The sequence below is a fragment of the Plantactinospora sp. B5E13 genome (assembly GCF_039871775.1).
Classification (GTDB): Bacteria; Actinomycetota; Actinomycetes; order Mycobacteriales; family Micromonosporaceae; genus Plantactinospora.
Genome location: NZ_JBDPLT010000001.1, coordinates 375,612 through 402,555, shown reverse-complemented (window position 1 = coordinate 402,555; position 26,944 = coordinate 375,612). Strand labels below are relative to the sequence as shown.

General features: G+C 73.0%; 22 protein-coding genes. 12 read left to right on the top strand and 10 right to left on the bottom strand.

The genetic code is table 11. The annotated features are described in order from the left end of the window. Nucleotides 1-90: 90 nt before the first annotated feature. Genes ABGB05_RS01765 through ABGB05_RS01755 form a run of 3 tightly spaced genes read right to left on the bottom strand, consistent with a single transcriptional unit; the run spans nt 91 to nt 1,504 of the window. Nucleotides 91-999 (bottom strand): cyclase family protein, encoded by a 909-nt coding sequence (locus ABGB05_RS01765; protein ID WP_347651305.1) that lies wholly within the window; start codon nt 997-999, stop codon nt 91-93. Between the two features lie 43 nt (nt 1,000-1,042). Next, nucleotides 1,043-1,264: a winged helix-turn-helix domain-containing protein gene (locus tag ABGB05_RS01760; RefSeq protein WP_347651303.1), complete on the bottom strand. Its 222-nt coding sequence runs from the start codon at nt 1,262-1,264 to the stop codon at nt 1,043-1,045. An 18-nt stretch (nt 1,265-1,282) separates the two neighbouring features. After that, complete coding sequence (locus tag ABGB05_RS01755) at nt 1,283-1,504, bottom strand: winged helix-turn-helix domain-containing protein (RefSeq protein ID WP_347651302.1); 222 nt, start codon at nt 1,502-1,504, stop codon at nt 1,283-1,285. A gap of 294 nt (nt 1,505-1,798) precedes the next feature. On the opposite strand from ABGB05_RS01755, the gene ABGB05_RS01750 reads away from it, so the two are divergent. The 3 genes from ABGB05_RS01750 to mfd all read left to right on the top strand — a co-directional run bounded on the left by ABGB05_RS01750 (nt 1,799) and on the right by mfd (nt 6,716). Then, nucleotides 1,799-2,029 carry a hypothetical protein gene (locus ABGB05_RS01750; protein ID WP_347651301.1) on the top strand — a complete coding sequence of 77 codons (231 nt, stop codon included), beginning with the start codon at nt 1,799-1,801 and terminating at the stop codon, nt 2,027-2,029. A 126-nt stretch (nt 2,030-2,155) separates the two neighbouring features. Next, nucleotides 2,156-2,818 carry a hypothetical protein gene (locus ABGB05_RS01745; RefSeq protein ID WP_347651300.1) on the top strand — a complete coding sequence of 221 codons (663 nt, stop codon included), beginning with the start codon at nt 2,156-2,158 and terminating at the stop codon, nt 2,816-2,818. A 247-nt stretch (nt 2,819-3,065) separates the two neighbouring features. Further along, complete coding sequence (mfd, locus tag ABGB05_RS01740) at nt 3,066-6,716, top strand: transcription-repair coupling factor (protein WP_347651354.1); 3,651 nt, start codon at nt 3,066-3,068, stop codon at nt 6,714-6,716. A 53-nt stretch (nt 6,717-6,769) separates the two neighbouring features. On the opposite strand, the gene ABGB05_RS01735 is transcribed toward mfd, so the two are convergent. Further along, nucleotides 6,770-7,180, bottom strand: coding sequence for a YbjN domain-containing protein (locus tag ABGB05_RS01735; protein WP_347651299.1), 411 nt, complete (start codon nt 7,178-7,180; stop codon nt 6,770-6,772). A 200-nt stretch (nt 7,181-7,380) separates the two neighbouring features. Here ABGB05_RS01735 and ABGB05_RS01730 point away from each other — a divergent pair, with 200 nt between their 5' ends. Together ABGB05_RS01730 and ABGB05_RS01725 are read left to right on the top strand one after the other, a co-directional pair. After that, complete coding sequence (locus tag ABGB05_RS01730) at nt 7,381-8,097, top strand: hypothetical protein (RefSeq protein ID WP_347651297.1); 717 nt, start codon at nt 7,381-7,383, stop codon at nt 8,095-8,097. Nucleotides 8,098-8,125: 28 nt separating this feature from the next. Beyond that, nucleotides 8,126-9,103, top strand: coding sequence for a nucleoside triphosphate pyrophosphohydrolase (locus ABGB05_RS01725; RefSeq protein ID WP_347651295.1), 978 nt, complete (start codon nt 8,126-8,128; stop codon nt 9,101-9,103). 9 nt (nt 9,104-9,112) lie between these two features. On the opposite strand, the gene ABGB05_RS01720 is transcribed toward ABGB05_RS01725, so the two are convergent. The 4 genes from ABGB05_RS01720 to ABGB05_RS01705 all read right to left on the bottom strand — a co-directional run bounded on the left by ABGB05_RS01720 (nt 9,113) and on the right by ABGB05_RS01705 (nt 12,942). After that, complete coding sequence (locus ABGB05_RS01720; RefSeq protein ID WP_347651294.1) at nt 9,113-10,306, bottom strand: glycoside hydrolase family 3 N-terminal domain-containing protein; 1,194 nt, start codon at nt 10,304-10,306, stop codon at nt 9,113-9,115. A gap of 126 nt (nt 10,307-10,432) precedes the next feature. Next, nucleotides 10,433-11,290 carry a cytochrome c biogenesis protein CcdA gene (locus tag ABGB05_RS01715; protein WP_347651293.1) on the bottom strand — a complete coding sequence of 286 codons (858 nt, stop codon included), beginning with the start codon at nt 11,288-11,290 and terminating at the stop codon, nt 10,433-10,435. Nucleotides 11,291-11,302: 12 nt separating this feature from the next. Continuing rightward, on the bottom strand, nt 11,303-11,905 hold the full coding sequence (locus ABGB05_RS01710) for a redoxin domain-containing protein (protein WP_347651292.1): 603 nt from the start codon (nt 11,903-11,905) through the stop codon (nt 11,303-11,305). A gap of 47 nt (nt 11,906-11,952) precedes the next feature. Continuing rightward, a complete protein-coding gene (locus tag ABGB05_RS01705) occupies nt 11,953-12,942 on the bottom strand; it encodes a DMT family transporter (RefSeq protein WP_347651291.1) in 990 nt (329 codons plus the stop codon). A 55-nt stretch (nt 12,943-12,997) separates the two neighbouring features. Here ABGB05_RS01705 and ABGB05_RS01700 point away from each other — a divergent pair, with 55 nt between their 5' ends. Further along, on the top strand, nt 12,998-14,473 hold the full coding sequence (locus ABGB05_RS01700; protein ID WP_347651290.1) for a PLP-dependent aminotransferase family protein: 1,476 nt from the start codon (nt 12,998-13,000) through the stop codon (nt 14,471-14,473). On the opposite strand, the gene ABGB05_RS01695 is transcribed toward ABGB05_RS01700, so the two are convergent. Beyond that, nucleotides 14,437-19,422 (bottom strand): HEAT repeat domain-containing protein, encoded by a 4,986-nt coding sequence (locus tag ABGB05_RS01695; RefSeq protein WP_347651289.1) that lies wholly within the window; start codon nt 19,420-19,422, stop codon nt 14,437-14,439. The genes ABGB05_RS01700 and ABGB05_RS01695 overlap by 37 nt on opposite strands. Nucleotides 19,423-19,666: 244 nt before the next feature. Here ABGB05_RS01695 and ABGB05_RS01690 point away from each other — a divergent pair, with 244 nt between their 5' ends. Beyond that, nucleotides 19,667-21,310, top strand: coding sequence for a DUF885 domain-containing protein (locus ABGB05_RS01690; RefSeq protein ID WP_347651288.1), 1,644 nt, complete (start codon nt 19,667-19,669; stop codon nt 21,308-21,310). 230 nt (nt 21,311-21,540) lie between these two features. On the opposite strand, the gene ABGB05_RS01685 is transcribed toward ABGB05_RS01690, so the two are convergent. Next, on the bottom strand, nt 21,541-22,248 hold the full coding sequence (locus ABGB05_RS01685; protein WP_347651287.1) for a hypothetical protein: 708 nt from the start codon (nt 22,246-22,248) through the stop codon (nt 21,541-21,543). 249 nt (nt 22,249-22,497) lie between these two features. Between ABGB05_RS01685 and eno the strand changes: the two genes are divergently transcribed. The 5 genes from eno to ABGB05_RS01660 all read left to right on the top strand — a co-directional run bounded on the left by eno (nt 22,498) and on the right by ABGB05_RS01660 (nt 26,790). Next, complete coding sequence (gene eno / locus ABGB05_RS01680) at nt 22,498-23,781, top strand: phosphopyruvate hydratase (RefSeq protein ID WP_347651286.1); 1,284 nt, start codon at nt 22,498-22,500, stop codon at nt 23,779-23,781. 32 nt (nt 23,782-23,813) lie between these two features. Then, nucleotides 23,814-24,470 carry a septum formation initiator family protein gene (locus tag ABGB05_RS01675; RefSeq protein WP_347651285.1) on the top strand — a complete coding sequence of 219 codons (657 nt, stop codon included), beginning with the start codon at nt 23,814-23,816 and terminating at the stop codon, nt 24,468-24,470. Nucleotides 24,471-24,520: 50 nt separating this feature from the next. Next, entirely contained in the window at nt 24,521-25,066 is a 546-nt protein-coding gene (locus ABGB05_RS01670) for a DUF501 domain-containing protein (RefSeq protein WP_347651353.1), read from the top strand. Beyond that, the gene (locus tag ABGB05_RS01665; RefSeq protein WP_347651284.1) at nt 25,063-25,665 is read left to right on the top strand and encodes an amino-acid N-acetyltransferase; all 603 of its coding nucleotides are present in this window, start codon (nt 25,063-25,065) and stop codon (nt 25,663-25,665) included. The genes ABGB05_RS01670 and ABGB05_RS01665 overlap by 4 nt, the downstream gene beginning before the upstream one ends. A 93-nt stretch (nt 25,666-25,758) precedes the next feature. Beyond that, nucleotides 25,759-26,790, top strand: coding sequence for a Ppx/GppA phosphatase family protein (locus tag ABGB05_RS01660; protein WP_347651352.1), 1,032 nt, complete (start codon nt 25,759-25,761; stop codon nt 26,788-26,790). Nucleotides 26,791-26,944: the final 154 nt, after the last annotated feature.

Genomic DNA, 26,944 nt, shown 5'->3' with positions numbered 1-26,944 from the left:
GAACGACGACTCAACCGAGTACGGCGAACGACGACTCAACCGAGTACGGCGAACGACGACTCAACCGAGTACGGCGAACGACGACTCAACTCAACCGAGTATCGCGAAGGCGCGGACCGGGAAGCTACCCATTCCCGCCACCAGCGGCGGAACGGCGGTGAACCGGAAACCCTCCGGAGGGAGTGCCGCCAGCCCGCGCAGGTGCTCCACGATCGGGACCCCAGCCGCGAGCAGCACGCTGTGCGCCGGGCGGATGCCGCCGGCGGCCGGCGAGCTGTCGTCGATGTTCACCGAGTCGATGCCCACCAGGACCGCCCCGGCCGACGCCAGCCACTCCGCTCCGTCGGCGGTCAGGTACGGGTGCTCGGGAGCGCCGTACCGCTCCGTGCCGAAATGGGCGTCCCAGCCGCTGTGCAGCAGTACCGCCCGCCCGGCAACGTCGTACGGGGCCAGCAGCAACCGGTCGACCGCGCGTACCCCGACCGGTACCCGTACCAGCACGCCGGGCAGGTCGGCGAGCCGATCCAGGGGTACGCCGGCCAGGTCGGCGCCGTCCGGCCAGCGGTGCGACGGCACGTCGACGTACGTCCCGGTGTTGCCGACCATCGTGATCGCGGCGATGTGGAACTCGGTGTCGGGGCCGTACCGCTCTCGGGACGCCTCCCTGGTCAACCAGTCCGTGATTTGGGGGCCGGGCAGACCCGGATAGGTCATCATGCCGTCCCGGACGACGTGACTCAGCTCGACCAGCCGTGCGCCGGGAGCCGGTGCCGGGACGACGTGCCGGCCGCCCCTGTGCGGCTCGCGGATCAGCTCCTTCGCGGTGATCCGCACCTCGCCGACCATCAGTAGGCCGAGATGCCGGACGAAGAGGGACGCCAACTCGGTGTCGCTGATCTCGGTGCCCGGGATGTCGAGCCGGAAGTCATCCACCCGCAGCCCGCCACCGTTGACGAAGTCGACCTCCGCGTCGAACCGGACCCGCCACTGGTCAGCCATGCCGCCAAGCTGACCATGGGCCCTCGACCCCGTCAACGGCGGCTCAGGCCGGTGGTCTGACGAACACACCGGCGCCGGGCGCGCCGTCGACCAGGCCCCGCGCCTTTAGCCAGTCGATCGCGGAGCGGACCACCTGACGGGACACGTCGAACTCCGCGCACAGTTCGGTACCGGAGGGCAGCTTCGACCCCGGTGGGTACTCGCCCGACTCGATTCGTTGGGTCAGCGTGTCGATCAGCTGTTGCTTCTTCGTGTACGCAGGCATGAGCGGCTGGGTCCGCGGTCAGGCCTGGTCTCGTACGAATACTCCCGAGCCCGGGCGACCCTCGGTGAGGCCTTCTGTCTTCAGGATCAACATCGCGTTACGGATGACGGTCTCCGATACCCCGTGTTGAGCCTTGAGTTGGCTGATCGATGGCAACTTGTCGCCCGGCTTGAGCTGACCAGCGGTAATGCGCTCGCGTAGCTCACGGGCGATTCGTTCGTAGGCGGCCTCGTACGGCATGGCTTCTCCCTGGGTGGCCTGCCTATGAGATCACGCTTCCTCCTACTACCTCAAGTAGGCATTGACCGGGGGTAGGATCCTGTCCTAGGTTGTCTTCATGCTGGCTCGCCTGGGTGGCACCGATCGGGCCGGTCGAGGAAGAGAAGAAGAATGGGCGGCCCGGAGTGGAGGTGGCACTCCTGTCTCCGGGCCTTGACCGGGAAGGAGCCCCGGCCCATGAGTAACGTACCCAACCCTGCTCATCCACCATGGTGTCGGCACGGGCCCGACTGTGCATCCGGTGGCGATCTTCATGTGTCGACGCTGGTCCGGGTCGCCCCTCGCGGCGACGAGGTGATTCAGGTGGCCGCCGGGTTGTGGCGGATGGACGTCGGGCCTTGTCAGCCCGGCGGGGTGTTGCTGGAGTCTTCCGTTGGTGAGGACGCCGATCGCTGGCCGATCGACTCGGCTCAGGCGCGCGTCCTCGTAGCGGTGCTCGTCGATCTGTTACGGCGGGCCGACGTCGAGTTTCCGCAGGCAGCCTGACCGGTAGCCCGGGGCGGTCGATTCTCGGTTGCCCGCGCCCGGGCCGGCCCGGATCATCTGATCATTCGCCAGTGGTCGGTCGGTGGCAGCCATGGCAGTCGATCCGGCCCGCTGAGGGGGTGGCGCATGAGCAACTCGTACGCCCATCCGATCCTGCGTACGACGGACCTGGAGCGGGCGCACGCACTGGCCCGACGACTGGTGGCGCTGGCCGGCCGGGACTACTTCGTGCCACGGGTACGGATGCATGCGGAAACCCGGACCCATCAACTCGGCCGCTACCTCGCGGCGATCCCGGACGGCCGGTTTGATCTGGCGGTTCCGGGGGAGCTGGCTGACCTTGCCCGCCGGATCCTCGGCCCGTACGTCAAGCCGCAAGATCTTCAAGCGCGGCTTCGTGACGGGACGCTGTGGCTGTACCCGGTGTTCAACGCCGAGTCGGTGGCGGCCCTCGGCCGACTGCCAGAGCTGCCGTGCGAGGTCGAACTCACTCATCAGCCGGTGGGGACGGTCGAGGAGCGTTTCCTTGCCGTGATCGGCCCGGACCCGGCCGAGGTGGTGTGGGAGGACGTCACCTGGCCGCCGGTCGAGGAGCTCGAGTTGTGCACCTGGGAGGTGAAGCACGGCAATATCCAGCTCACCCTCAACGCCGCCGGGGTCTTCCAGGAGAGGCCAGCGGACGACCACACGCTGTACGTGCACGTTCGCTGGGGTGACGAGCGGCGTGCCCAGTGGCTGGCCGAGCAGGTCGGGTTGAAAGTGATTGGACCTCCGGAAACCGGCTTCTAGATCACCCCATCGCCCGATGCCCCGGCTCGCCTTCCGGCTGGAAGCATCCACCCGGTTGCTGCGGCCAGTGGCCGGGGTCTGTCGGGCGCAGGGGATAGGCTTGGTCCGGGTGTGAGGAGGGGACCCTGCCTCCGGCGAGATGCGCTGAGAGGGGACCTTTCCGCACACCTCAGACCCCCCGTCCGGATCGGGCGCGGGGCTCGTTCTGCGTGCCCAGGTGTTGTGGCAAGAGGGTGTGATCATGGCCGTGCTTACCGGGTTGTTGGCTGCCGCGCTCCGGGACCGGGGGTTGGCGAGGGCGCGCGACCTGGCCCGGGCCGGCGGGCCGGACGCGGACGGGGTGGATCTGACCGCGCCGGCGGCGTTGCGGCCGTTTGTCGTCGCCGCCGTCGCCGCGACCGAGGACGCCGAGGACGCCGGGGGCGCGGGGCGGCCGGTCCTGGCGGTCACCGCGACCAGCCGGGAGGCGGACGATCTCGCCGCCGCGCTGCGCAGCCTGCTGCCGCCGGAGCAGGTGGTGGTCTTCCCGGCCTGGGAGACGCTGCCGCACGAGCGGCTCTCGCCCCGCTCCGACACGGTCGGGCGGCGGCTGGCGGTGCTGCGCCGACTGGCGCACCCGGAGTTGGACGAGCACGCCGGGCCGGTACGGGTCGTCGTCGCGCCCGTCCGGTCGGTGCTGCAGCCGCAGCTCAAGGGGCTGGGCGACCTGGAACCGGTCCGGTTGGCGGTCGGCGCCGAGGCGGAGCTGGAGCAGGTCGCCCGCCGGCTGACCGACCTGGCGTACGCCCGGGTCGACCTGGTCACCAAGCGCGGCGAGTACGCCGTCCGGGGCGGCATCCTGGACGTCTTCCCGCCGACCGACGAGCACCCGTCCCGGGTCGAGTTCTGGGGCGACGAGGTGGAGGAGATCCGTACCTTCGCCGTCGCCGACCAGCGGACCATCGAGGCGGTACCCGCGATGTGGGCGCCACCGTGCCGGGAACTGCTGCTCACCGAGGAGGTGCGGCAGCGGGCGTTCGCGCTGTCGGTGGAGCATCCGGAGCTGGCCGAGATCCTGGACAAGCTGGCCGAGGGGATTCCGGTCGAGGGGATGGAGTCGCTCGCCCCGGCGCTGGTCGGCGCCGACTCCCTCGAACTGCTGCCGCACTGCATGCCGGCCGGCACCCACGTCCTGCTCTGTGACCCGGAGCGGATCCGGACCCGGGCACACGACCTGGTCCGTACCTCGGCGGAGTTCCTGGAGGCGAGCTGGGCCGCGGCCGCCGTCGGTGGCCAGGCCCCGGTCGACCTCGGCGCCGCCGCGTTCAAGACCCTGGCCGAGGTACGCGCCACCGTCGCCGCCCTCGGCCAGCCCTGGTGGTCGGTGTCGCCGTTCGGGTTGGCGGAGGCCACCCACGGGCCGGCGGCCACCGTCGCGCCGTGGGAGGTGGAGCCGGAGCCGGAGGTGACGGTAACCCCGGACACCGGGGAGGCGTTCGCGCTCGCCGCCCAGCCGACCCCGCTCTACCACGGCGAGACCGCCCGGGTGGTCGAGGACCTGAAGCGCTGGGCCGGCGACGGCTGGGCGGTGACCCTGGTCTTCGAGGGGCACGGTCCGGCGCAGCGGGCGGTCGAGGTGCTCCGGGACGCCGGCCTCGGCGCCGCCACCGTCGAGGAGATCACCAGCGCCCCGGCTGACGGGGAACTGGTCGTCACCTGCGGCTCGCTCAACCACGGCTTCCTCGACCCGGCGGCCCGGTTTGTCGTACTGACCGGGCACGACATCACCGGCGGGCGGGGCTCGTCGACCCGGGACATGCGCAAGATGCCGAGCCGGCGGCGCAACACCATCGACCCGCTGGAGCTGCGGGCCGGCGACTACGTGGTGCACGAGCAGCACGGCATCGGCCGGTACGTCGAACTGGTGCAACGCGCGGTGAACGGCGCCGAGCGGGAGTACCTGGTCATCGAGTACGCCGCCAGCAAGCGCGGCCAGCCCGGTGACCGGCTCTTCGTCCCCACCGACCAGCTCGACCAGCTCTCCCGGTACGTCGGCGGCGAGACCCCGACGCTGCACAAGATGGGCGGCTCGGACTGGCAGAAGGCCAAGGCCCGGGCCCGTAAGGCGGTCAAGGAGATCGCCGCCCAGCTCGTCCAGCTCTACGCCGCCCGGCGGGCGTCCAAGGGGCACGCGTTCGCCCCGGACACCCCGTGGCAGCGGGAGCTGGAGGACGCCTTCCCGTACACCGAGACACCGGACCAGCTGGCGGCGATCGAGGAGGTCAAGCGGGACATGGAGCAGACGGTCCCGATGGACCGGCTGATCTGCGGCGACGTCGGCTACGGCAAGACCGAGATCGCGGTCCGGGCCGCGTTCAAGGCGGTGCAGGACGGCAAGCAGGTGGCGGTGCTGGTGCCGACCACGCTGCTGGCCCAGCAGCACTACAACACGTTCAGCGAGCGGATGGGACAGTTCCCGGTGGCGATCCGGCAGCTGTCCCGGTTCCAGACGCCGAAGGAGGCCGAGGCGACCCTGGAGGCCGCCGCCGACGGCAGCGCCGACATCGTGATCGGCACCCACCGGCTGCTCCAGGCGGCGACCCGGTTCAAGTCTCTCGGCATGGTGATCGTCGACGAGGAGCAGCGGTTCGGGGTCGAGCACAAGGAGCACCTGAAGTCGCTGCGTACCTCGGTCGACGTACTGACCATGTCGGCGACCCCGATCCCGCGGACCCTGGAGATGGCGATCACCGGCATCCGGGAGATGTCGACGATCGCCACCCCGCCGGAGGAACGGCACCCGGTGTTGACCTTCGTCGGGGCGTACGACGACAAGCAGGTCGCCGCCGCGGTCCACCGTGAGCTGCTCCGCGACGGTCAGGTCTTCTACCTGCACAACCGGGTCGAGTCGATCGACCGGGCGGCGCGACGGATCCGGGAACTGGTGCCGGAGGCCCGGGTCGCGGTCGCGCACGGCCAGATGGGCGAGGACGCCCTGGAGAAGGTGATGGTCGGCTTTTGGGAGAAGGAGTACGACGTCCTGGTCTGCACCACGATCGTGGAGTCCGGCATCGACATCCCGAACGCCAACACGCTGATCGTGGAGCGGGCCGACCTGCTCGGCCTGGCCCAGTTGCACCAGATCCGGGGCCGGGTCGGCCGGGGCCGGGAGCGGGCGTACGCGTACTTCCTCTACCCGGCGGACAAGCCGCTGACCGAGCACGCCCACGAGCGGCTGGCCACCATCGCCCAGCACACCGAGCTCGGCGCCGGCATGTACGTGGCGATGAAGGACCTGGAGATCCGGGGCGCCGGCAACCTGCTCGGCGGTGAGCAGTCCGGGCACATCGAGGGGGTCGGCTTCGACCTCTACGTGCGGATGGTCGGCGAGGCGGTGCAGGCGTTCAAGGGCGAGCGGCCGGAGGAGGAGGTCGACATGAAGGTCGACCTGCCGATCGACGCGCACCTGCCGCACGACTACATCGGGGTGGAGCGGCTGCGCCTGGAGATGTACCGCAAGCTCGCCGAGGCCCGCGACGAGGCGCGGTTGACCGAGGTGGTCGCCGAGATGACCGACCGGTACGGCGAGCCGCCGGAGCAGGTGGTCAACCTGGTCGCGGTGGCCCGGTTCCGGCTGCTCGTCCGGGCGTACGGGCTGACCGACGTGTCGATGCAGGGCAAACACGTACGGTTCTCGCCGCTGCCGCTGCCCGACTCGAAGCAGCTGCGGCTCAAGCGCTACCACCCGGACGCGGTCTACAAGGCGGCGACCGACCAGGTGAGCGTGCCCCGGCCGACGACCCGGCGGATCGGCGGCGAGCCGCTGCGGGACCAGGCACTGCTGGACTGGTGCGCGCAGCTGCTCCGCGACGTGCTCGGCGAGGTGGCAACGGCACCGGCCGGTACGTCGGGCCGCTGACCACGCGGGCCCCGACGCTCATCCGGCGTCGGGGCCCGGTCCCGGGCGGATCGTCAGCCGAGGATGCCGGCCTCGTCGAACTGGAACGCGGCGCGGACCGCCTGCAGGAAGTCCCGGGTGGACATCACCAGGTTGCGGACCGGCAGCCCGCCGACGACCCCGAGGTAGTGGTCGAAGCAGAACCCGTCGTGCCCGGTCGCGGCCGCCCGGAGCACCGCCATCTCGTCGTTGATCCGGTTGGCGAGTTGGAGCCTGGACTCCATGCTGGATGCCTGGTCGACCCGGATCAGGGTCATCAGCTGGATCCGGCGGCCGTCCGAACTGGCCCGCACCCAGCAGCTGATCCCGTCGGTGACCTCCAGGTCGCCGTCCTCGTCGATCGACGTCTCCAGGTACGCCTGGTCGAAGATCTGCCGCAGCCGTTCGGTCGACACGTTCTCCGGCGTGAGGATCTCGTCCGCCATCTGTTCTCCCGCTCTGTTCGAGTCCCGTTTTCCGCCCTGGCCCGACGCGTCACCCCGTACCGTCCGGGCACGGGGGAGGCGGGCCACCCACACTGGGTGCCGCACGATTGATCATCGTAGGGTCGGGCTCCGACAGGCCGGGCACGGAAGCGGGGTGGCCCGGCTGCGGCGGCTCGGCGACGCGTGAGAGAGTGTCGGGCATGCAGCGTGCCCGTCGTCTGGCTTCGATCGCGGTCATCGCCGTGCTCGGCACCACCGCCCTCTCCGCCTGCCGCTCCGACTCCAGCGTTGCCGCGTACGTCGGTGATCGGAAGATCACCGAGAACGAGGTGACCTCGGTGCTCGACGACGCGAAGAGCAAGGTGCCGCCGGACGCCACCGTGACGCCACCGGATCGGCCGACGGTGCCGGGCCAGGCCCGGGTGCCCAGCCGGCCCGAGGTGGTCGGCACCCTCCTGATGGCGGAGGTCTGCCGGCAGCTCGCGGCCGAGAAGGGCTTCCAGCCGGTGCCGCAGTCGTCGATGGACGCCAGCGTCCAGCAGCTCGCCCTCCCGGCGACCGCCCGGTACGTGCAGCTCTACACCGAGGTCAAGGCGTGCGAGGCCGGCATACCGGTACAGCCGGTCACGCCGACCCCGGAGCAGCTCGCCGACCTCGTGGCCCGGGGCCGGGCAGCCGATGTCATCCCGTTGGAGGCGAAGGACGAGGAGGCCGCCCAACAGCTCAACCAGGAGATCGTGCACCGGGCACTCGCCACCCGGGCCGCGCTGGTCGAGGCGCTGGCGGCGCGCGACATCACGGTCAACCCGCGGTACCAGCCGCTGGAGTACAGCGTGCTCCCGTTCGCCAACAACATGCCGGCGGTTGCCATGACGGTCGGTCCGACCGGCCCGGACACCATGGTCGACCCGCGCTGACCGGACCTGTCCGTTCACGGTACGAGTGATGAACGCCCCGCCTGCCCGGATCATCCTGCTGGTCACCTCGCCCCGGCTGCCGGCCGGGCTGCTGACCGCCGCCGCCTGGGACGTCGTACGCGCGCACCCGGTGCTGGCGGCGGCGGAGAGTGAGCTGACCACGGCCGTACGCGCGGCGGGCGCCGAGGTCACCGTCACCGACGATCCACTGTCGGCGCTGCTGGCCAGCGCGACGGCGCACGGTGCGGTGGTCTGGCTGGCCGGACCGGCCGGCGACGAGGACCTGGCCCGGCGCCTGGGGCTGCGGCTGGCCCGCGAGCCGGGCCTGGCCGAGCTGGAACTGATGTACGGCTCCTGGGATCCGCCCGGCGCCCGGCTGCTCGACGCGGTGGCGGTGATGGACCGGCTGCAGTCGCCCGGCGGTGACCCGTGGAAGCGGGCCCAGACGCACAGCTCCCTGGCCCGGTATCTGCTCGAGGAGTGCTACGAGGCGTACGACGCGATCGTCGCCGGTGACCTCGACGCGCTCCGCGACGAACTCGGTGACGTCCTGCTGCAGGTGGTGCTGCACGCCCGGCTCGCCGAGGAACTCCCCGAGGGGAAACGCTGGAACGTCGACGACGTGGCCGGTGGCCTGGTGGCGAAGATGATCCGACGCAACCCGCACGTCTTCGCCGGGGCGTCGGTGGAGACGATCGAGGAGATCACCGAGAACTGGGAGCGGATCAAGCGGACCGAGAAGCCCCGGGGTTCGGTGCTGGACGGCATCGCGCTCTCCCAGCCGGCCCTGGCCCTGGCCGCGAAGGTGCTGCACCGGGTCGACCGGGCAGGGCTGGCGGTGCCGCTGCCGCCGCCGACGGCGGAGTCGGAGCCCGCCGCGCGGCTCGGCGCCGAACTGCTGGCGACGGTGGCCCGCTCCCGGGCCGCCGGGCTCGACGCCGAGGCGGCGCTGCGGCAGGCGACCCTGGACTACGTCGAGACGGTCCGGGCCGCCGAACAGGCGTGAGGACGCGGTTCACCCCTTCGGGCGCAGCGCGTCGACCCGGGCCACCGACTCGTTGATCCGGGCCTCGGTGAGCCGTCCCGACCGGACCAGCTTCAGCACACCGTTGACCGTCTCGGTGACGATGTTCGGGTCGTACACCTGCTGGTTGCCGAAGACGAGCAGGTCGACGCCGGCCTCCAGGGCGAGCGCGACGGCCTCGTCCCGGCCGAACCGGCTGGTGATCGCCACCGCCTGCATGTCGTCGCTGACCACCGGGCCACGGAAACCCATCCGGTTGCGGAGCAGGTCGGTGACGACCGGCCGGGACAGCGAGGCCGGTCGGTTCGGGTCGAGCTGACGGTTGAGGACGTGGCCGACCAGTACGGAGTCGGCGGTACCGGCGCTGATCAACTGCTGGAACGGTTCGAGTTCGACCGGCCGCCACGAGTCGGTGACGTCGGCGACGGCGAAGTCGGTGTTGGCGGTCGCGCTGCCGAGGCCGGGGAAGTGCTTGAGCGAGGTGCGGATTCCGGCGGCCCGGTGCACCTGGATCTCCTCCGTCGCGTTCTTCACCACCACGTCGGGCTTGGCGGAGAAGCTGCGGTCGAGTCGGCCGATCGCCGGATTGTTCGGGTTCACGTTGAGGTCGACCACGGGTGCGTAGTTGAACGTGAACCCGACCGAGGAGAGTTCGTGCACCAGCCCCTGCGCCCAGCTACGGGTCGCCGGGGTGGAGTTCTCCGCGCCGATCTGGGCCTGCGACTTCGTCGCCGGGAAACCGTTGCCGGGATTGAGCCGGGCGACCCGGCCGCCCTCCTGGTCGACCGAGACGATGAGCCGGGGAGCCGCCTGCAGCAGGCTCTTCACCAGTGCGGTGACCTGCTGTCGGGAGCGGATGTTGCGGACGGCGTCCGTACTCAGGTCGCGGTCGAAGAGGATGACTCCGCCGAGTCCGTCGCGGATCGCCGTGCTGACCCAGGGCACCTGGCGCAGCTGTTCGCCACGGAAACCGACCACGAGCAGGCTCGCGATCCGGCGGCGCAACGACGCCTCGTCGGTCCGTCCGGGGGTGGTCCGGTGTGGTGACGGCGAGCGCGGGGTGGCCACCGCCTCCGGCGGCGGCGTCCGGCCGGGGCGTGATCCGCAGCCGGCCGTACCCGTCGCCACCGCGGCCGAGCCGATGGCGCCGAGCAGCAGTCGACGGGTCAGGTGAGGGTTCTTCACCTGACCCACGCTACGACCGCTGATCGGGCGAGACGGGCAGATCGGGACCTTTCGCTGGTCTCCCGCCCGGTCCGGCAGGGTGACGCGGCCGTTCCGCGACCGAATCCGGTACCAGGGGCCGTCTGCTCACCGGCGGCGTCGGAGGCGGAGCGCCGCTCCGGTCGCCGTCGCGGCGAGCAGTAGTACGGCGACGGCGACCACGACCGGTCCCGGGCCGAGACCGTCCAGCCAGCCGGCGACCCTGGACTGGACGGCCGTCGCGGCCTCGACGAGCGGGTCGCCGTCACCGTCGAGGTCACCCCGGAACACCCGGATCTCGTACCAGCCGTACCAGGCGACGTAGCCGCCGGCCAGGACCAGCAGTCCGCCGGCGACCCGTCCGACGACCGGTGCCGCCCGGCGCAGACCACGGACCAGCGAGACCCTGGCCAGGGCCACCGCCAGCGCCGCGAGGCCGACGACCAGGGCCATGCCGGCGGCGTACGCGACGAAGAGCCCGACCCCGGCGGCGAGCGAGCCGGCGCGGAAACCCGCGACCACCACGGCGAGGAACGGGCCGACGGTGCAGCCGAGCGACGCGACCGCGTAGGAGGCGCCGAACAGGGCCATGGAGCCGAACCGGCGGGTCAGTTCCGGGCCGGAGCCGAGTTTCGGGGTGACCGTCGGCAGTTCCCGGCCGGTCAGCAGCCAGACCCCGAGCCCGGCCAGGACCAGGCCGATCACGATGCCCAGCCACGGCAGGTGCCGGGCGAGCGCGTCGGCCACCGGGGCGGCGAGCAGCCCGAAGACGCCGAACACGGCGACGAATCCGACGGTCATCGCCAGGGTGGACCACAGGGCGCGGCCGACCGCCCGAGACCGCCCGGCGTCACCGTCGTCCAACACCAGGAAGGAGAGGTACGCGGGCAGCAACGCGAATCCGCACGGGTTGACCGCGGCCAGCAGCCCGGCGGCGAGCGCCAGCGCGTACGGGGCATCGAACACCGGTCGGCCCCGTCAGCCGGCCAGTGCGGCGACCCGCTCGCGTAACGCCTGCGGTGTCAGCGCCCCCTTGTGGACGACCGTGCCGGCGGCATCCAGCAGCACGTAGTACTCCTGACTGGTGACCCCGAACCGCCGCCACACCTGGCCCTCGTCGTCGGCGAGGTTGACGAAGCCGGTGATGCCCTGGCCGGCGACGAACTTCCGCATCGCGTCGTCGCCGCTGTTGAGCCCGGCGACTCCGATCACCTGCACCCGGTCGGCGAAGTCCCGGTGCAGTCCGGCGACGTCGTCGGCGGCGGCGCGGCATCGGGGGCACCAGGACGCCCAGAACCAGAAGACGACCGGACGGCCACGCAGGGTGGCGGCATCGAACGGCTTCCCGTCCACCGTGGTGGCCGCGAAGCGGAACGCCTCCGGCACCGTTCCGTCGTCCGGTGCCGCCGTACCGGTGGTGGGTGCCGAACCGCCGGCGGAGGCTGTCGGGTCGGCCGCCGGTGAGGCGGTCGCCGGTGGTCGGGTTTCCGAAACGGCCCCGCCGTCGGGTTTCGACGCGCATCCCGTCATCGCGAGCGCGACGGCCGCGACGAGTGCTCCCGCTCGGCCTGCCCGTGTCATCGACCCCTCCCGGATGTTCTGCCGCCAGGTCCGCGTCAATCTATCGGCTACGGCGTCGGGCGGACCCTTACCGGTTCATTACGGCTCGGCCCGGCGGCCCGGTCGGGGTGCGGAAGGGGCCCTTTGGCTACCGAATCCGATAACAAGGGCCCCTTCCTCGCACTCAGGCCGGCGGCGATGCCGAGCGCGACGACGAGGACGCCGACGCCGGCGCCGAGCTGCGGCGGTCGGCCGTCCTGGATGGCGGCGGTGAGCAGGGTGGCGATCGGCATCAGCCCGACCAGCGGGGCGGCCCGCTCGACCCCGATCTGCCGCAACCCGGTGAACCAGGCCAGGAACGCGACCACGGTCATGAACGCGGCCAGGTAGCCGAGGGTGGCCGCCTCGGTCGCGGTGGGCAGACGCAGTCGGTGGTACTCGCCGGCGGGCAGCGCGGCCAGCAGGAGCAGCGGTACGGAGAGCGCGCAGCCGTACGCCGAGACGAGTACCGGCCCGAGCCGGGGCAGGACGACGGCGGCGAGCAGGGTGAACGCGATCTCCCCACCGAACGCGCCGAGGGAGGCGAGCACCCCGATCGTGTCGGTCCGTCCACTGCCCTGGACCAGCGCGGTCCCGGCGACGACAAGCGCGGCGGCGGCCACCAGCCGGGCGGCCGGGCGCTGCCGCCGGGAGAGCGGGCCGAGCAGGGCGAGACCGAGCGGCGCCGCGCCGATGACGGTACCGACCACGGCCGGGTCGGCGTGCGGCAACGCGAGCAGGATGCAGGCGTTGAACCCGGCCATGCCGGTGGCCGCCAGCGCGGTGAGGAGAACCAGCTCCCGTCGGGTGGGCCGGCCTGGCGGGGGACCGCCGCCGGTCAGCAGGGTGGGGAAGCGGCGGGCCAGGGCGAAGAGTACGGCGGCGGCCAGCGCGTACCGGATCGCCTGGCCGGTGAGGTGCGGGTAGTCGAGGATCAGCTGGCTGATCGACACGGAGCTGCCGACGATGGTCATTCCGGTGACGCAGAGCAGGAGGGCGGCCGGGTTCGAGAGGGTCACGAGGGCGAGGCTAGGGTGCGGGTGGTCCAGCCCACAGATCCACTGGTGCGCTGTTTTGGAGGACCAATTGGCGTTGCTGGAGGCGCTGGTCGAGTTCGACCGGACCGGCCCCGGGCTGGCTGACCGGCTCACCGGGGCACTACGGGAGGCGATCGTCGCCGGTCGGCTCGTCCCCGGTGCCCGGCTGCCGTCCAGCCGGGACCTCGCCGCCGACCTGCGGCTCTCCCGGGGTGTGGTGGTGGAGGCGTACGAGCGGCTGGTCGCCGAGGGCCGGCTCGTCTCCCGGCGCGGCTCCGGCACCACCGTGGCACCAGGCGAGCCGGACCGTCGGGACTCCGGACGGGCGGGGCCGGGGCGGCGGGAGTCGGAGCGGGCCGAACCGGGATGGGTGGAGCCGGTGAACCAGGTCCGCCCGTTGCGGCCGGGCGTACCGGACCTGGGGATGTTCCCCCGGACGGCCTGGCGTCGGGCGTACGAGCGGGCGCTGCGCCAGGCCCGGACCGCCGACCTCGACTACGGTGACCCGGCCGGCGCGCCCCGGCTCCGGGCCGAACTCGCCGGTTACCTCGGCCGGGTCCGGGCCGCCCGGGTGCGTCCCGGCGACCTGATCGCCACCACCGGCGCGGGACAGGCGTTCGGGCTGGTCGCCGGGGCTCTGCGGGCCGCCGGTGTCGACGCGGTCGGCATGGAGGACCCGGGCAGCGCGTCGATCCGCGAGCACCTGGTCGCGCACGGGCTGCGGCTGGTCCCGGTACCGGTCGACGCCGGCGGCCTGGACGTGGCCGCGCTGGACCGCTCCGGGGTACGGGCGGTGCTGGTCACCCCGGCACACCAGTTCCCGACCGGGGTGGTGCTGGCGCCCGACCGGCGGACGGCACTGCTCGACTGGGCGCGGCGGGTCGACGGGTTGGTCGTGGAGGACGACTACGACGCCGAGTTCCGGTACGACCGCGACCCGGTCGGCTGCCTGCAGGGGGTCGCTCCGGACCTGGTCGCACACATCGGTTCGGCCAGCAAGGCGCTCGCCCCGGCGCTGCGACTCGGGTGGCTGGTGGTACCCGCCCGGTGGCGGGCGGCGGTGCGGGCCGGGAAACTCGCCGCCGACGTCTGCGGTCCGGTACTGGAACAGCTGGCCTTCGCCGAGCTGCTCAGCACCGGGGGTTACGACCGGCATCTGCGCCGGCTGCGCCGGGTCTACCGGATCCGTCGGGACGCGGTGGTGGCGGCGGTCCGCCGTCATCTGCCGTCCGCCCGGGTCTCCGGCATCGCGGCCGGGATGCACCTGGTGGTGGAGCTGCCGGACGGGACCGACGACGTGGCGCTGGCCCGGGCGGCCGGGCCGGCCGGCCTCGGCGCGTTGCCACTGTCCCGGCTCCGAGTTGACCCGGGCGGCCCGCCCGGACTGGTCCTCGGCTACGCCACGCACCCGCCGGACGTACTGACGCAGGCGGTGGTGACCCTCGCCGCGCTTGTCGCGCCGGCCGCGGGCGGCGGTCAGGAGGCGCTGAGCTGGTCGAGCAGCCCGGTGTAGTGGTGTCGTCGGTCCGGGCGGGCCCGACCGGCCGCGTGTCGGAGGGCGGGCACCGCCGACACCCCGAACAGTCGGAGCCCGTCGGCGGCGGTTCGGCGGACCGTCGGGTCGGAGTGGGTGAGCAGGTCGACGACGGCGGGGATCGCCGGCCGGTACGTCGCGTGGCAGAGCGCCCGAATCGCGGTACGGACGATCTCCGGCTCGCGGTCGCGGAGCAGCACCAGACTGTGTTCGAGGTACGTCGTACGGTCCAGGACCCGCCGGCCGATCCGGTGCGCGTACGCGCGGAGCCGGCGCTCCGGATGATTGAGCAGTTCAGCCAGCAGGTCGGCGGGCTCGGGATCCGGCCCTCGGCCGGGCCGCCGTTCCGTCCGACCGGCCTCCTCCCACGCCTCGGCGAGCCGCCCGAGGGCACGGCGGGCCTGTTCCGGCTGACCGGTCCGGACCAGGCTCACCAACTCCGGCCGGGCGGGGCCGGCCGGGTGTTCCACCGGAGTCCGGTCGGCCGGTCCGGTGCTGGCGGTGTCCGATCCGCCGGCGAGCGGGCCGGGTACCAGGACCAGCCGGTCCGCCGCCTCCGGACCCCGTTCGACCCGCAGCCGCCGACGCAACTCGGTCAGGGCCGGGGTGCGCAGCAGCGGCTGCCCGGCGAGCAGATCGACCAGGCCCCAAGCACCGGCGGCCAGCCGGTCACCGAGATACTCCGCGACCCGGTCGGCGTTCCCGGGACGGCGGTGCAGCGCCTGCGCGACCGACATCCGGAGGGCCGGCCCGCCCTGTTCCCACCAGGTCACCAACAGCGGGAGGAGGCGGTGCAGGTCGGCCGGCGCGAGGTGCGCGGCGACCTGGGCGACCCGCTCCCGGACAGCGTCGGTGGTCGCCGGGTCTGCTGCCGCGTCGTTCCGGTCGCCCGACGGTAGGTCGTTCGGATCCATGGTGGCCAGCGCCTCCGCGAGGTCGGCGACGGTCGGCACCTCGACCCGTCCGGCCAGGAACGCCCGGAGCACGGCCTGTCTGGTCTCCGGCTCGGGCCAGCCGAGCAGTTGGCGCGCCGCGCTGTCGCGCCGGGCGGCGTCGGCGGAGTCGAGCAGCGCGAACAGACGCTCCCGTTGCGCGGTCGAACGCGGCTGGTCGAGGTCGGCGAGCCGCGGGGCGCGGGGCGGTGGGCCGGCGGACCGCCCCGGTTCGCCCCGGTTCCAGGGCGGGGCGTCGATCGGCTGCAGCGCCTCCAGCCAGTCCAGCAGCGCACCACGTACCGCCGGCGGGGCCGAGGAGAAGACCCCGATCAGGCCGGCCAGACGTTCCCGCGACGGGAGAGGGGACGTGTCCCCGGCCCGGAAGGTGGCCAGCGTCCCGGGGTCGCGTACCGCCGCCGTGAGGTCACGGCGCCAGTCGGCGACCCGGCCCGCGGCCGTCGGATCGCCGGACAGGACCGGGGTGGCGTCGTCGACCGGGAACGCGGTACGGAGGATGGCCGGCTCCGCCCGCCACGGGTCGGGGCCGGACCGAGCCGCCCCGAGCGCCCGCTCGACGTCGAGCCGGGTCAGCACCGCGCCACAGCGGCGGAGCAGGACGAGCCACCCGACCCCGTTGGTCGGCGGCGGCAGCGTACGGAGCCGCAGGGCGACACCGAGCGCCTCGGCCGGACGCAGGGTCGGCGCCACCGCGTCGAGTACCGCGAGGATCACGTCCCACTCCGGTACGCCGCCGGCCTCGCCCGGCTCAGCTGCGCCGTTGTCATCCGGACCGGACACGGCCGCCGGGCCCGTCCCGCTCTCGGTGGGCGGCGGGACGGCCTCGGCCAGGGCGGTGAGCAGTACCCCGGTCGCGCCGGCGAAGACCCCGACCTCGTCGGCCGACCACGGCGCGGGGCAGACGGCCAGGGCGAGCCGGACGATCCGCCGCAGCTCGGCCGGCCGCCGTCCGGCCAGCCGTAACCAGTCCGCCAGCATCGGACGCAGCCGGCCGCGGTCCGGGGCGATCAGGCCGCCCGGCCGGTGGCCGTGCCGGGCCACGATCCGTACCGCGGTCGCCGCCCGCCAGCCGTCCCGGGCCAGGGTCTGCACGTCGGGATCGGGCGGGTCGACGGGGGCCGGTGGCGGCTCGGCCGGTACGACGATCCGGTAGGCCGCGAACTGCCCGGCCAGCTCGGCGGGGCTGCCGGCGCCCAGGGCCAGCCGGCCGGTGGCGATCCGGGTGAGCAACTCCGCCGCGACCGGGGAGCGCTGTTCGGCGACCGCCTCGACCGCGCGGACCGACAGCGACCGGTCGAGCCCGTCCAGCAGGAGCGCGCGGGACCGGTCGTCCCGGGCCTGTTCCGCGGCGGCGAGGACGGTGGCCGGGTACGTGTCGCCGAGTACCGCCCGGAGCGCCGCCACCAGGGCCGTACGGAAACCGGGGTTGTCGTGGTGCCCGAGCCAGAACACGAGTTTCGGTACGGCGGCCGGCGTACCGGCGTGGACCAGCACCGCGGCGGCGGTCTTCTTCACGCTCATCGCGGGATGGTCGAGCCCGGCGGCGATCGCCGGTGCGGCCCAGCTGGCCCGGGCCTGGCCGAGTGCGGCCAACGCCTGCCGTACGGTCTCCGGGTCACGGTCCCTGGTCAGCGCGATCAGGGTGGCGGAGAGCGCCTCGGCGTCGGCACCGGACCTGTCGGTGACCAGCAACGGGATCGCGTGTCGGCGTACCTGTCGGTCCGGGTGGCGGAGTAGCCGCAGGATCCCGGCCCGACTGCCGGGGTGGTGGGTGCCGCCCAGCATGGTGAGCAGGATGGCCTGCTCGGCGGCGGTGAGCCCGGGACGGTGGAGCAGGTCCAGCGCGACGGTCGCGACGAGCGCGTGGCCGGCCTGGTCCGAGGTCGCCGCGTCGAGCAGGCAGACCGGTCGGATCCTGCCCCGGTCGTGCAGCCGGCGGCCGAGCGTGTGGATGGCCCTGACCACCTCGTGGGGGATTTCGGGTTCGGCGGGTGACCAGCCGTCGGCCCGTCGTACCGGTGGATCCTCCCCGCAGGTCCGGTGGTCGGGGCCGGGCCGGATCGGGGCGTCCGGTCGGGCCGACGCGGCGAGTTCCCCGACGATCCGCAGCAGAAGCTCGGCGATGGCCGGTACGGCGTCCGCGTCGCCGTTCGCGGCGAGCCGCAGCAGCATCTCGACGGGCCGGGCGGGGTCGGCGTCGGCGGCCAGCAGTGCCAGCTCGCGCCGGTCGGGTCCGCCGAGGTCCCGGACGATCCGTCCGGGTACGTCCCGGGGGTTGAGCCGGGCCAGCAGGGCCGCTCGCTGTCGGGGCTCCGTGACCAGGTGCCACAGGAGTTCGAGGGCCCGGTGTCGGACCGGACGCAGGTACGCCACGACGCTGTCGCCGGTGTCCGGTCGGTCGGCGATTGCGGAGCCGATGGTGTCCGGTCGGTCGGCGACCACCGGGCCGACGGCGGGATCCGATCCGCTGGCTCCGGCGGCGCCGGTGGTGACGGTGCCGGCCAGGCCCAGTTGTTCGGCCAGGCCCAGTTGTTCGGCCAGGGCGGCCACGGTCCGGGGCCCGCCGATGGCGGCGAGGGTCTCCAGCGCGGCCTCGGGCGCGCGGGGCAACGTGCTGATGACCGCTGGCTCGGCGGCGGTGTACCGCAGCGCGCGGATCGCGGCGAGGAAGGGCTCCGGCCGTCGTACGGCGCCCAGGGCGGCGGTGACGGCCTCGCCGATCGGAAGGCTGCCGTCGCCCTGTCCGGCGAGGGCGACCAGCAGGTCCAGTCGGCGTGGCCAGGACGGATCGTCGGGGTTCGCGGCGAGCAGGGCGGCAGCCGCCGCGTGGCGACACGGGAAGACGACGGTGGCGAACCCGGCCGCCGGGACGGTGTGGTCGGCGAGCGCCAACTCCACGATGGACGGAGCGGCGGCGTCGTCGGGAAAGACCCCGCGTCGGTGCATCGCCCGGAGGCAGCGGAACACCGCCTCGCCGAAGAGCAGCGGGTCGGTTCCGGCGGTACCGGTCAGGTCGGGGATCTCCCCGGCGGCGGCGAGGTCGCCGAGCATCGCCAGGGCAGACCGTCGGGACTCCGGCGGCATGACGGGCTCGGTGACCACCTCCCACAGCAGATCACCGTGTCCGTGCCGGGCCGCCGCCAACAGCACCGCGTCGATCAGCGCCGGTTCCGGCGCCGGTGCGCCGGTGTCGACCAGCGCTGCCTCCGGTGCCGCCGGCGCGCCGGCCGGCGCGGGTGGGGCGACGGCGAGGAAACGACGGAACCGTTCCCGGGGGAGCGGACCGGCGGTGGCCCACGGCTCGGCGAGTTCGCGCAGCGTACCGGTGGCGACCGTGACGTCCGGGGTGTCGAGCAGCCCGACGAGGTACTTCCGGGCGCGGGCCGGCGTGAGCAGGGCGTCCCGCAACCCGTCCCGGATCAGTCGTAACGCCGTCGCGTGCAGCACACCGCGACCGCTGTCCACCAGTTCCCGGACCAGATCTCCGGGCCGGTACGCGTCGGCGAGGTCGAGCCGCTCCACCGCCTGGTACAGCAGTTCGCCCGGTGGTTCCCGACGCAGCACCTCGGGATGCTGGAGGATCTCGGCCTGGAGCCAGGCGATCCGTACCGGGACCGGCAGGTTGGCGGTACGCCACGGCGGTCGGCGGTCCCGGGGCAGATGCCGGCCCAGCCGCTGGTACAACCGGGCCAGGACGAGTGCGCTCTCCGGCGGCCCGGCCACCGCCGCCGGCATCAGGGTGGCGAGTCGCGCCAGCTCCGCCCCGTGCCGGCCGGCCCGGCGGGCCCGTCCGTCGAGATGGTCCAGGGCCAGGTGACGCAGACCCGGATCGTCGTGCCGGAGCAGGGCTGTGACCAGGGCGGAGGGCAGTTCCTCCGTCGCGTCGAGCTGGCTGGCCAGCCACCCGAGGTCCGCCTGCCGCACCGCGTCGGATTCCCGTTGCGTCAACCGCGTCGGTCGGGCCGGTCGCGTCACGGCGTCCGATGGTAGTCCGCGCCCCCGCCATCCGCGCCCGCGTTTCCGAGCCGACGTTTTCCGGGGCCACGATTTCCGGGCGGCACACCGGCTGCCCCGCCGGCCCGCCGGCTGCCGGACCCCCGGTCGGTCTTCGCTGCCCGGGCCGCGCTACCCGGGCCGCGCTACCCGGGCCGCGCTACCCGGTCCGCCGGGGAGGTCCGGTCCTTCCCTTTCCGTCCGCCCGATCGGTTAGGTTCTGCGCATGCCACCATTTGTCCCGCTGGTCGAGCGGATCGTCGACGCCCTGCTGGCCAGTGACCCGGCCCTGGCCTCCTCGGTCGGCGAGCACGGCTCCGACGACCGGCTTCCGGACTGGTCCGCCGACGCGGTCACCGGCCGGGTGACGATGCTGCGGGAGGCCGCCCACGCGCTCTCCGAGGTGGAGGCCGAGGAACTGCCGACGCCGGAACGGGTGGACCACGCGGTGCTCTCGGCACTGGTCGACCGGGGGATCTTCGAGTTGACCGAGGTCCGCTCGCACGAGTGGAACCCGCTGGTACACAATCCCGCGCACCTGCTGAACGAGCTGCTGATCCGGCCGTTCGCGCCGGCCGACGTACGGCTGACCAGCCTGGCCGGCCGACTGTCCGCCGTACCGGACGGGCTGGCCACCGCCAGGGCGCTGCTGGGCGACATGCCCCGGATCCACGTCGAGACGGCGGCCGGTCAGTACGACGGCGCGGCGGCGCTGCTGCGCAACCAGCTGCCGACGCTGCTCGACGAGGAGCCGGGGCTGCGCGGCACGGTGGGACCGGTGGCCGAGGTGGCGGTACGCGAACTGACCGGATTCGCCGACTGGCTGCGCACCGGCCTGCGCGACGACGCCGGACCGGGCCGGGACCCGAGGCTGGGCCGGCGGCTGTGGGAGGCGCGGCTCTGGCACACCCTGGACACCGAGCTGTCCGCCCGTGAGGTGCTGGACCGGGCCTGGGCCAACCTGGAGCGGGTGACCGAGGAGATCCGCGCCGCCGCCGTCGAGCTGGTCGGCGGCCCGGCCTCCGACGACGCGGTACGCCAGGCGCTGCGGCTGCTCGCCGACGAGCACCCGGACGAGACCTCGATCGTGTCGTTGGCGAAGGCGACCCTGGGCGAGGCGACGGACTTCGTGGCCGACACCGAGCTCGTCTCCCTTGTGGACGATCCGTGCGTGATCAAGGAGATGCCGGAACACGACCGGGGGGTGGCGGTCGCCTACTGCGACTCGCCCGGCCCGTTGGAGACCGCCGACGTGCCGACGTACTACTGCATCGCGCCGGCCCCGGCGGACTGGCCGGCGGCCCGGATCGAGTCCTTTTACCGCGAGTACAACAACCACATGATCCGGAACCTGACCGTGCACGAGGCGATGCCGGGGCACTTCCTCCAGCTGGCGCACGCCCGGCGTTACCGGGGCAGCAGCCGGGTCCGGGCGCTCGGCCACTCCGGCCCGTTCGTCGAGGGGTGGGCGGTCTACGCCGAGCAGTTGATGGCCGAGCGTGGTTTCGGCGGGCTCGCGGTCCGGTTGCAGCAGCTCAAGATGCAACTCCGGATGACCATCAACGCGATTCTCGACCAACTCACACACTGCGAGGGGATGGCCGAGGCCGACGCGATGGAGCTGATGACGGGCCGGGGCTTCCAGGAGGAGGGCGAGGCGGCCGGGAAGTGGCGGCGGGCGCTGCTCACCTCGACGCAACTGTCGACGTACTTCGTCGGTTACACCCAGGTCGCCGAGGTTGCCGCGAGCCGGCCGTCCGGCGTACCGGTCCGCGAGTGGCACGACGCGATGCTGGCGCACGGCTCTCCGCCGCCGCGGCATCTCCCCGCCCTGCTCGGACTGGACGGCGCCGACCACAACGCCTGGTGACACCCCGGCGGGCACTGACCCCGCGCCGTCCGGGTGACAACGGTCGGCGGCGACCGGTGGGACAGCCGGACCGACCGGGGCCGGAAGGACGGAACCCGACATGCTTCGGCGCTTTTGCCCCCGATCGGGTAAACGCCACGCACCGGGCCAAGCGCCCACCTAGGCTGCGAACAAGAAGGAACCTGGTCGACGTCGGCCCCCGGGTGGTCCCACCGGGGCCGGCACCCGGGTCACTCCGGCTGGGCGGGCCGTCGGTCGACCACCCCGGCGCCGGTCGGCATCTCGAACGCGGCGCTCTCCACCGCCTCCCGGTAGCGACTCATCGTCACCTCCAGGTCGGCGCCGTCGACGGTGCCGGTGAAGCTGCCCAGGGTCCCCTCGCTGGTGATGCAGGCGTGGAACGTGCTGGCCGCCGCGTCGCTGAGCCCCTGCACGCGTACGCAGGTGGCGTGCCGGCCGGCGACCGTGGTGTCGTTCTGTTTGATCACCGCGGCCGGGTCGAGGGCGGCGGCGGTGAGCAGCCCCACCACCACCGGCGGGGTGACCAGGCCGTGCTTGTTCATCTCCGAGTAGACCGTGATCGCCGGCTTGCTGTTGGGCGCCGGTGGCGCGGTCAACGTGCAGGTCGGCTTCTTTCCGCCGGTGTCGCACTCCATCGTCGCGTCGGCGGTGACGGTCAGCTTGCCACCGGGATAGACGTACGCGGCTCGCAGCGGATCCTGGGACTGCGAGATCGACGCGGTTCGGCCACCCGGCAGTTGGTAGTCGGCCGAGTAGGTGAGCTCGGTCGACCGGTCCAGCCGGGCGGCGAGGTCGTTGACCAGGTCGGCCCGGCCGATCACCCGACCCGCGTCGTCCAGGGTCTGACACCCTGAGATGGTCAGTACGGTGATGATGGCCCCCGTGAGTACCCGGAGTGAGGTTGACACAGCCGGCATGGGCAACAGCCTTGTCGATCGGGTCAAGCTCGCGCAAACCGACTCCCACCTGTCGCACAGGACGTGCGGAAATGTCGGTGGTGGGTCAGCGGTGCGGTCGGGTCGGGCCGTCGGGTCACCGGCCAGCGCACGCGGGCGGTACCCGGCCCGATAGGCTTTCCCGACGGGGCCTGCGCCGCACCGTCGCGACGGGGACACCACCACCATCGACAACCGATGGACCGTTATCGACTACTGAGGAGCAGGACAGTGGCCACCATCGAGGTGATTGTCGCCCGGGAGATTCTGGACTCGCGGGGCAACCCGACCGTCGAGGTCGAGGTCGGGCTGGACGACGGCACCGTCGGCCGGGCCGCGGTGCCGTCCGGCGCGTCCACCGGTGCCTTCGAGGCGCTGGAGCTGCGCGACGGCGACAAGGACCGGTACGGCGGCAAGGGCGTGGAGAAGGCGGTCGCCAACATCGAGGACCGCATCGTCGACCAGCTCATCGGGTACGAGGCCAGCGAGCAGCGGCTGATCGACCAGAAGATGCTCGACATCGACGGCACCGACGACAAGTCGGAGCTGGGCGCGAACGCCATCCTCGGCGTCTCGCTGGCGGTGGCGAAGGCGGCGGCGAAGAGCAGCGGGCTGAGCCTCTTCCGCTACCTGGGCGGCCCGCACGCCCACCTGCTGCCGGTGCCGATGATGAACATCCTCAACGGTGGCGCGCACGCCGACTCCAACGTCGACGTGCAGGAGTTCATGATCGCCCCGATCGGTGCCCCGACCTTCCGGGACGCGCTGCGCTCCGGCGCCGAGGTCTACCAGGCGCTCAAGTCCGTGCTGAAGAAGCAGGGCCTGAGCACCGGGCTCGGCGACGAGGGCGGCTTCGCCCCGAACCTGCCGACCAACTCCACCGCGCTCGACCTGATCGGCGAGGCGGTCGAGAAGGCCGGCTACCGGGTCGGCACCGACATCGTCTTCGCGCTCGACGTCGCCGCCACCGAGTTCTTCTCCGACGGCGTCTACACCTTCGAGGGCGGCACCAAGACGGCGGACGAGATGACCGCCTACTACCACAAGCTGCTCGACGACTACCCGATCGTCTCGATCGAGGACCCGCTGGCCGAGGACGACTGGTCCGGCTGGACCGCCATGACCGCCTCGGTCGGCGAGCGGATCCAGATCGTCGGCGACGACCTGTTCGTCACCAACCCGCAGCGGATCGCCCGGGGCATCGCCGAGAAGGCCGCGAACGCCGTACTGGTGAAGGTGAACCAGATCGGGTCGCTGACCGAGACCTTCGAGGCGGTCGACCTGGCGCACCGCGCCGGTTTCACGTGCATGATGAGCCACCGGTCCGGCGAGACCGAGGACACCACGATCGCCGACCTGGCGGTGGCGATGGGCACCGGCCAGATCAAGACCGGCGCCCCGGCCCGCTCCGACCGGGTGGCGAAGTACAACCAGCTGCTCCGGATCGAGGAGGAGTTGGCCGACGCGGCGCGGTACGCGGGCGCGAGCGCCTTCCCGCGTTACCGTTCGGCCTGACGACGTAGGACTCGGGGAGGGGTGCGACGGCGATGACGCAACGCCGTACGCCGAGCGGGCAGGGCCCGGCCCGACGGCCGGGTCGGCCCGGCCGTCCGGTCTCCCGCGAGGCCGGCGGGCGGGCCGAGCCACGATCGGGTGCTACCCGGTCGACCGGCTCGACCCGCTCGTCCACCGGCCGTGCCGCCGGCGCGGCCCGGAGCACGGAGGGCGCCCGGTCCGGCAACCGGCCCGGGGCGGCCCGCCGCACCGGCGTCTCCCGGGTGGTGAAGCGCACCTCCGCCACCCATCCCCGCCGGTACACCGGTCGGGCCGGGGTCCTGATCGGTGTCCTGGTCGCCCTCGCCCTCGCCTACACCTATCCGGTCCGGGTCTATCTCGACCAGCAGTCCGACATTGCCCGGATGGAGGCGGACCTGCGGGCCCAGCGCGAGCTCATCGGTGACCTGGAGGTCGAGGCCGCGCTCTGGGACGACCCCGAGTACGTCAAGATCCAGGCGAGGGAGCGGTTCTACATGGTGCTGCCCGGGGAGACCCCTCTCGTGGTGCTGCGTAACCGTGACGACGCCGCCCGGGAAGCCGCCCGGGTCGACCCGAAGGCGGCTGAACCGACCGCCGCCGAGCCCTGGTACGACACCCTCTGGTCCAGTGTGCGGGCGGCCAACGAAGCGGAGCAGGCCGGACAGTGAGCAGATCGGAGACCCCGGGTTCGCCGGTGGAGCAGCAGGCTGGCGTACCGGTGGAACCCGTGGCGCGGCCGGTGGCGGCCGAGGTGCCGCCACCGGTACGCGAGCCGGCGACCGAGCAGGATCTGGCGGTGGTGGCCGCCCAGCTCGGCCGTACCCCGCGCGGCACCCGGGCGGTGGCGCACCGCTGCCCGTGCGGGCTGCCGGACGTGGTGGAGACGACGCCGAGGCTGGGCGACGGCACCCCGTTCCCGACCCTGTTCTACCTGACCTGCCCCCGGGCCACCGCCGGCTGCAGCCGGCTGGAGTCCGCCGGGGTGATGCGGGAGATGGCCGAACGGCTCGCCGCCGATCCTGAGCTGGCCGACCGCTACCTGGCGGCGCACCGGGACTACCTGGCCCGCCGGGAGGCGATCGGTCAGGTGCCGGAGATCGAGGGGATCTCGGCTGGCGGCATGCCGGGCCGGGTGAAGTGCCTGCACGTGCACCTCGGGCACGCGCTCGCCGCCGGGCCCGGGGTGAACCCGTTCGGTGACGAGGTGTTGGAGCTGCTGGAGCCGTGGTGGCGCGACGGCCCCTGCGTGGAGCCGACGGAATGACCGACGCCGCGGCGGGCCCGACCGGAGCGGCGGGGCCGGGAGCAGCGGGGCCGACCGGGACGGCCCCGGAGAACGGCCGGGCCGGTGCGGCACCGCCGGAACCGGTCGTCCGACGCGCCCGGTCCGGCGACGTACGGCAGATCCGGGACCTGATCGAGACCTACCGGGGCGGTCGGCGGATGCTGAGCAAACCGCTGGTCACCCTCTACGAGGACGTGCAGGAGTTCCGGGTCGCGGTGCATCCGGTCGACGGCACGGTGCTCGGCTGCGGCGCGCTGCACGTGATGTGGGAGGACCTGGCCGAGATCCGTTCCGTCGCGGTACACCCCGACTGGCGCGGCCACCGGATCGGTCACCGTATCGTCGCCGAACTGCTCGACACCGCCCGCGAGATCGGCGTATCCCGGGTCTTCGTCCTCACCTTCGAGACCCGGTTCTTCGGCAATTTCGGCTTCGTCGAGATCGACGGGGCGCCGGTCCCGCACGCCGTGTACGAGCAGTTGCTGCGCTCGTACGACGAGGGTGTCGCCGAGTTCCTCGACCTGGAACGGGTCAAGCCGAACACCCTCGGCAACGTCCGCATGCTGCTCCGCCTGTGACGACGGCCCGCTCAGCAACCTCGGGCCGGGCCGTCACCGCGAGTAAGGGCACGTCGGCCGATCGGTAGGCTGGCGGTCGTGACGACGGAATCCGTGCCCGACCGGGTCGCCGCGATCGACTGCGGTACGAACTCGATCCGGCTGCTGGTGGCCGACCTGCCCGACCCGTCCGCCGGGCCGCAGGCCGAGCTGGTCGACGTGGTCCGCCGGATGGAGATCGTCCGACTGGGCCAGGACATCGACCGGACCGGCCGGCTGGCGCCGGAGGCGATCGAGCGGACCCGGGTCGCGCTCGCCGACTACGCCGGGCAGATCGCCGAGTTGGGCGCCTCCCGGGTACGGATGTGCGCCACCTCCGCCTCCCGGGACGCGTCGAACGCCGACGAGTTCCGGGCGATGGTACTGGCCACCCTCGGTGTCGAGCCGGAGGTGGTGACCGGCGACGAGGAGGCCCGGCTCTCCTTCACCGGGGCGGTACGCGGCCTCGGCGCCGACGTGCCGGCGCCGTACCTGGTGGTGGACATCGGGGGTGGCTCGACCGAGTTTGTTGTCGGCGGCCGCCCGACCGGCGCTGGTCCGGCCTCGGGCAAGGTGTCGGCGGTGGCGGTGGAGTTGCCGCCGGGCGGGGTGTCGGTGGAGGCGGCGCTGTCGGTCGACGTCGGCTGTGTCCGGATGACCGAGCGGCACCTGTCCGCCGATCCGCCGACCGCCGCGCAGGTCGCCGCTGCCGAGGCGGACATCACCGCGATCGTCGACCGGGCGCTCTCGGTGGTGCCGGGGCGGTCGGCGGCCACGCTGATCGGACTGGCCGGTTCGGTCACCACCGTCGCCGGGATCGCGCTCGGCCTGCCGGAGTACCGGTCCGACCGGATCCACCACGCCCGGATCTCGTACGACGAGGTGGCGAAGGTGAGCACCGACCTGCTGGCCCGGTCGACCGCCGAACGGTTGACCATTCCGGTGATGCATCCCGGCCGGGCCGACGTGATCGGGGCGGGCGCCCTGGTGCTGAAGGTGATCATGGAGCGGGCCGGGATGGACTCGGTGATCGCCTCCGAGCACGACATCCTCGACGGGATCGCCTGGTCTCTGCAGGAGCCCGGGCGCCGCGACCTCCACCGCTGATCCCGGCCGGCGCCCGCGATGGCGCCGGCTCGCGATGGCGCCGGCTGACGATGGCGCCGGCCCGCGCCGGCGAGCGGCCGGATGATCAGGGGGTATCTCACCGGTGACGAAGGGTCGATGTGAGGGATTGATAGCCTTCCCGTTGTCGACCGCC

Excerpts from the sequence above, each read along its gene's own strand:
- ABGB05_RS01765 (WP_347651305.1), bottom strand. The coding sequence starts at position 999 with ATGGCTGACCAGTGGCGGGTCCGGTTCGACGCGGAGGTCGACTTCGTC.
- ABGB05_RS01760 (WP_347651303.1), bottom strand. The coding sequence starts at position 1,264 with ATGCCTGCGTACACGAAGAAGCAACAGCTGATCGACACGCTGACCCAA.
- ABGB05_RS01755 (WP_347651302.1), bottom strand. The coding sequence starts at position 1,504 with ATGCCGTACGAGGCCGCCTACGAACGAATCGCCCGTGAGCTACGCGAG.
- ABGB05_RS01745 (WP_347651300.1), top strand. The coding sequence starts at position 2,156 with ATGAGCAACTCGTACGCCCATCCGATCCTGCGTACGACGGACCTGGAG.
- ABGB05_RS01735 (WP_347651299.1), bottom strand. The coding sequence starts at position 7,180 with ATGGCGGACGAGATCCTCACGCCGGAGAACGTGTCGACCGAACGGCTG.
- ABGB05_RS01730 (WP_347651297.1), top strand. The coding sequence starts at position 7,381 with ATGCAGCGTGCCCGTCGTCTGGCTTCGATCGCGGTCATCGCCGTGCTC.
- ABGB05_RS01725 (WP_347651295.1), top strand. The coding sequence starts at position 8,126 with ATGAACGCCCCGCCTGCCCGGATCATCCTGCTGGTCACCTCGCCCCGG.
- ABGB05_RS01710 (WP_347651292.1), bottom strand. The coding sequence starts at position 11,905 with ATGACACGGGCAGGCCGAGCGGGAGCACTCGTCGCGGCCGTCGCGCTC.
- ABGB05_RS01690 (WP_347651288.1), top strand. The coding sequence starts at position 19,667 with ATGCCACCATTTGTCCCGCTGGTCGAGCGGATCGTCGACGCCCTGCTG.
- ABGB05_RS01685 (WP_347651287.1), bottom strand. The coding sequence starts at position 22,248 with ATGCCGGCTGTGTCAACCTCACTCCGGGTACTCACGGGGGCCATCATC.
- ABGB05_RS01675 (WP_347651285.1), top strand. The coding sequence starts at position 23,814 with ATGACGCAACGCCGTACGCCGAGCGGGCAGGGCCCGGCCCGACGGCCG.
- ABGB05_RS01665 (WP_347651284.1), top strand. The coding sequence starts at position 25,063 with ATGACCGACGCCGCGGCGGGCCCGACCGGAGCGGCGGGGCCGGGAGCA.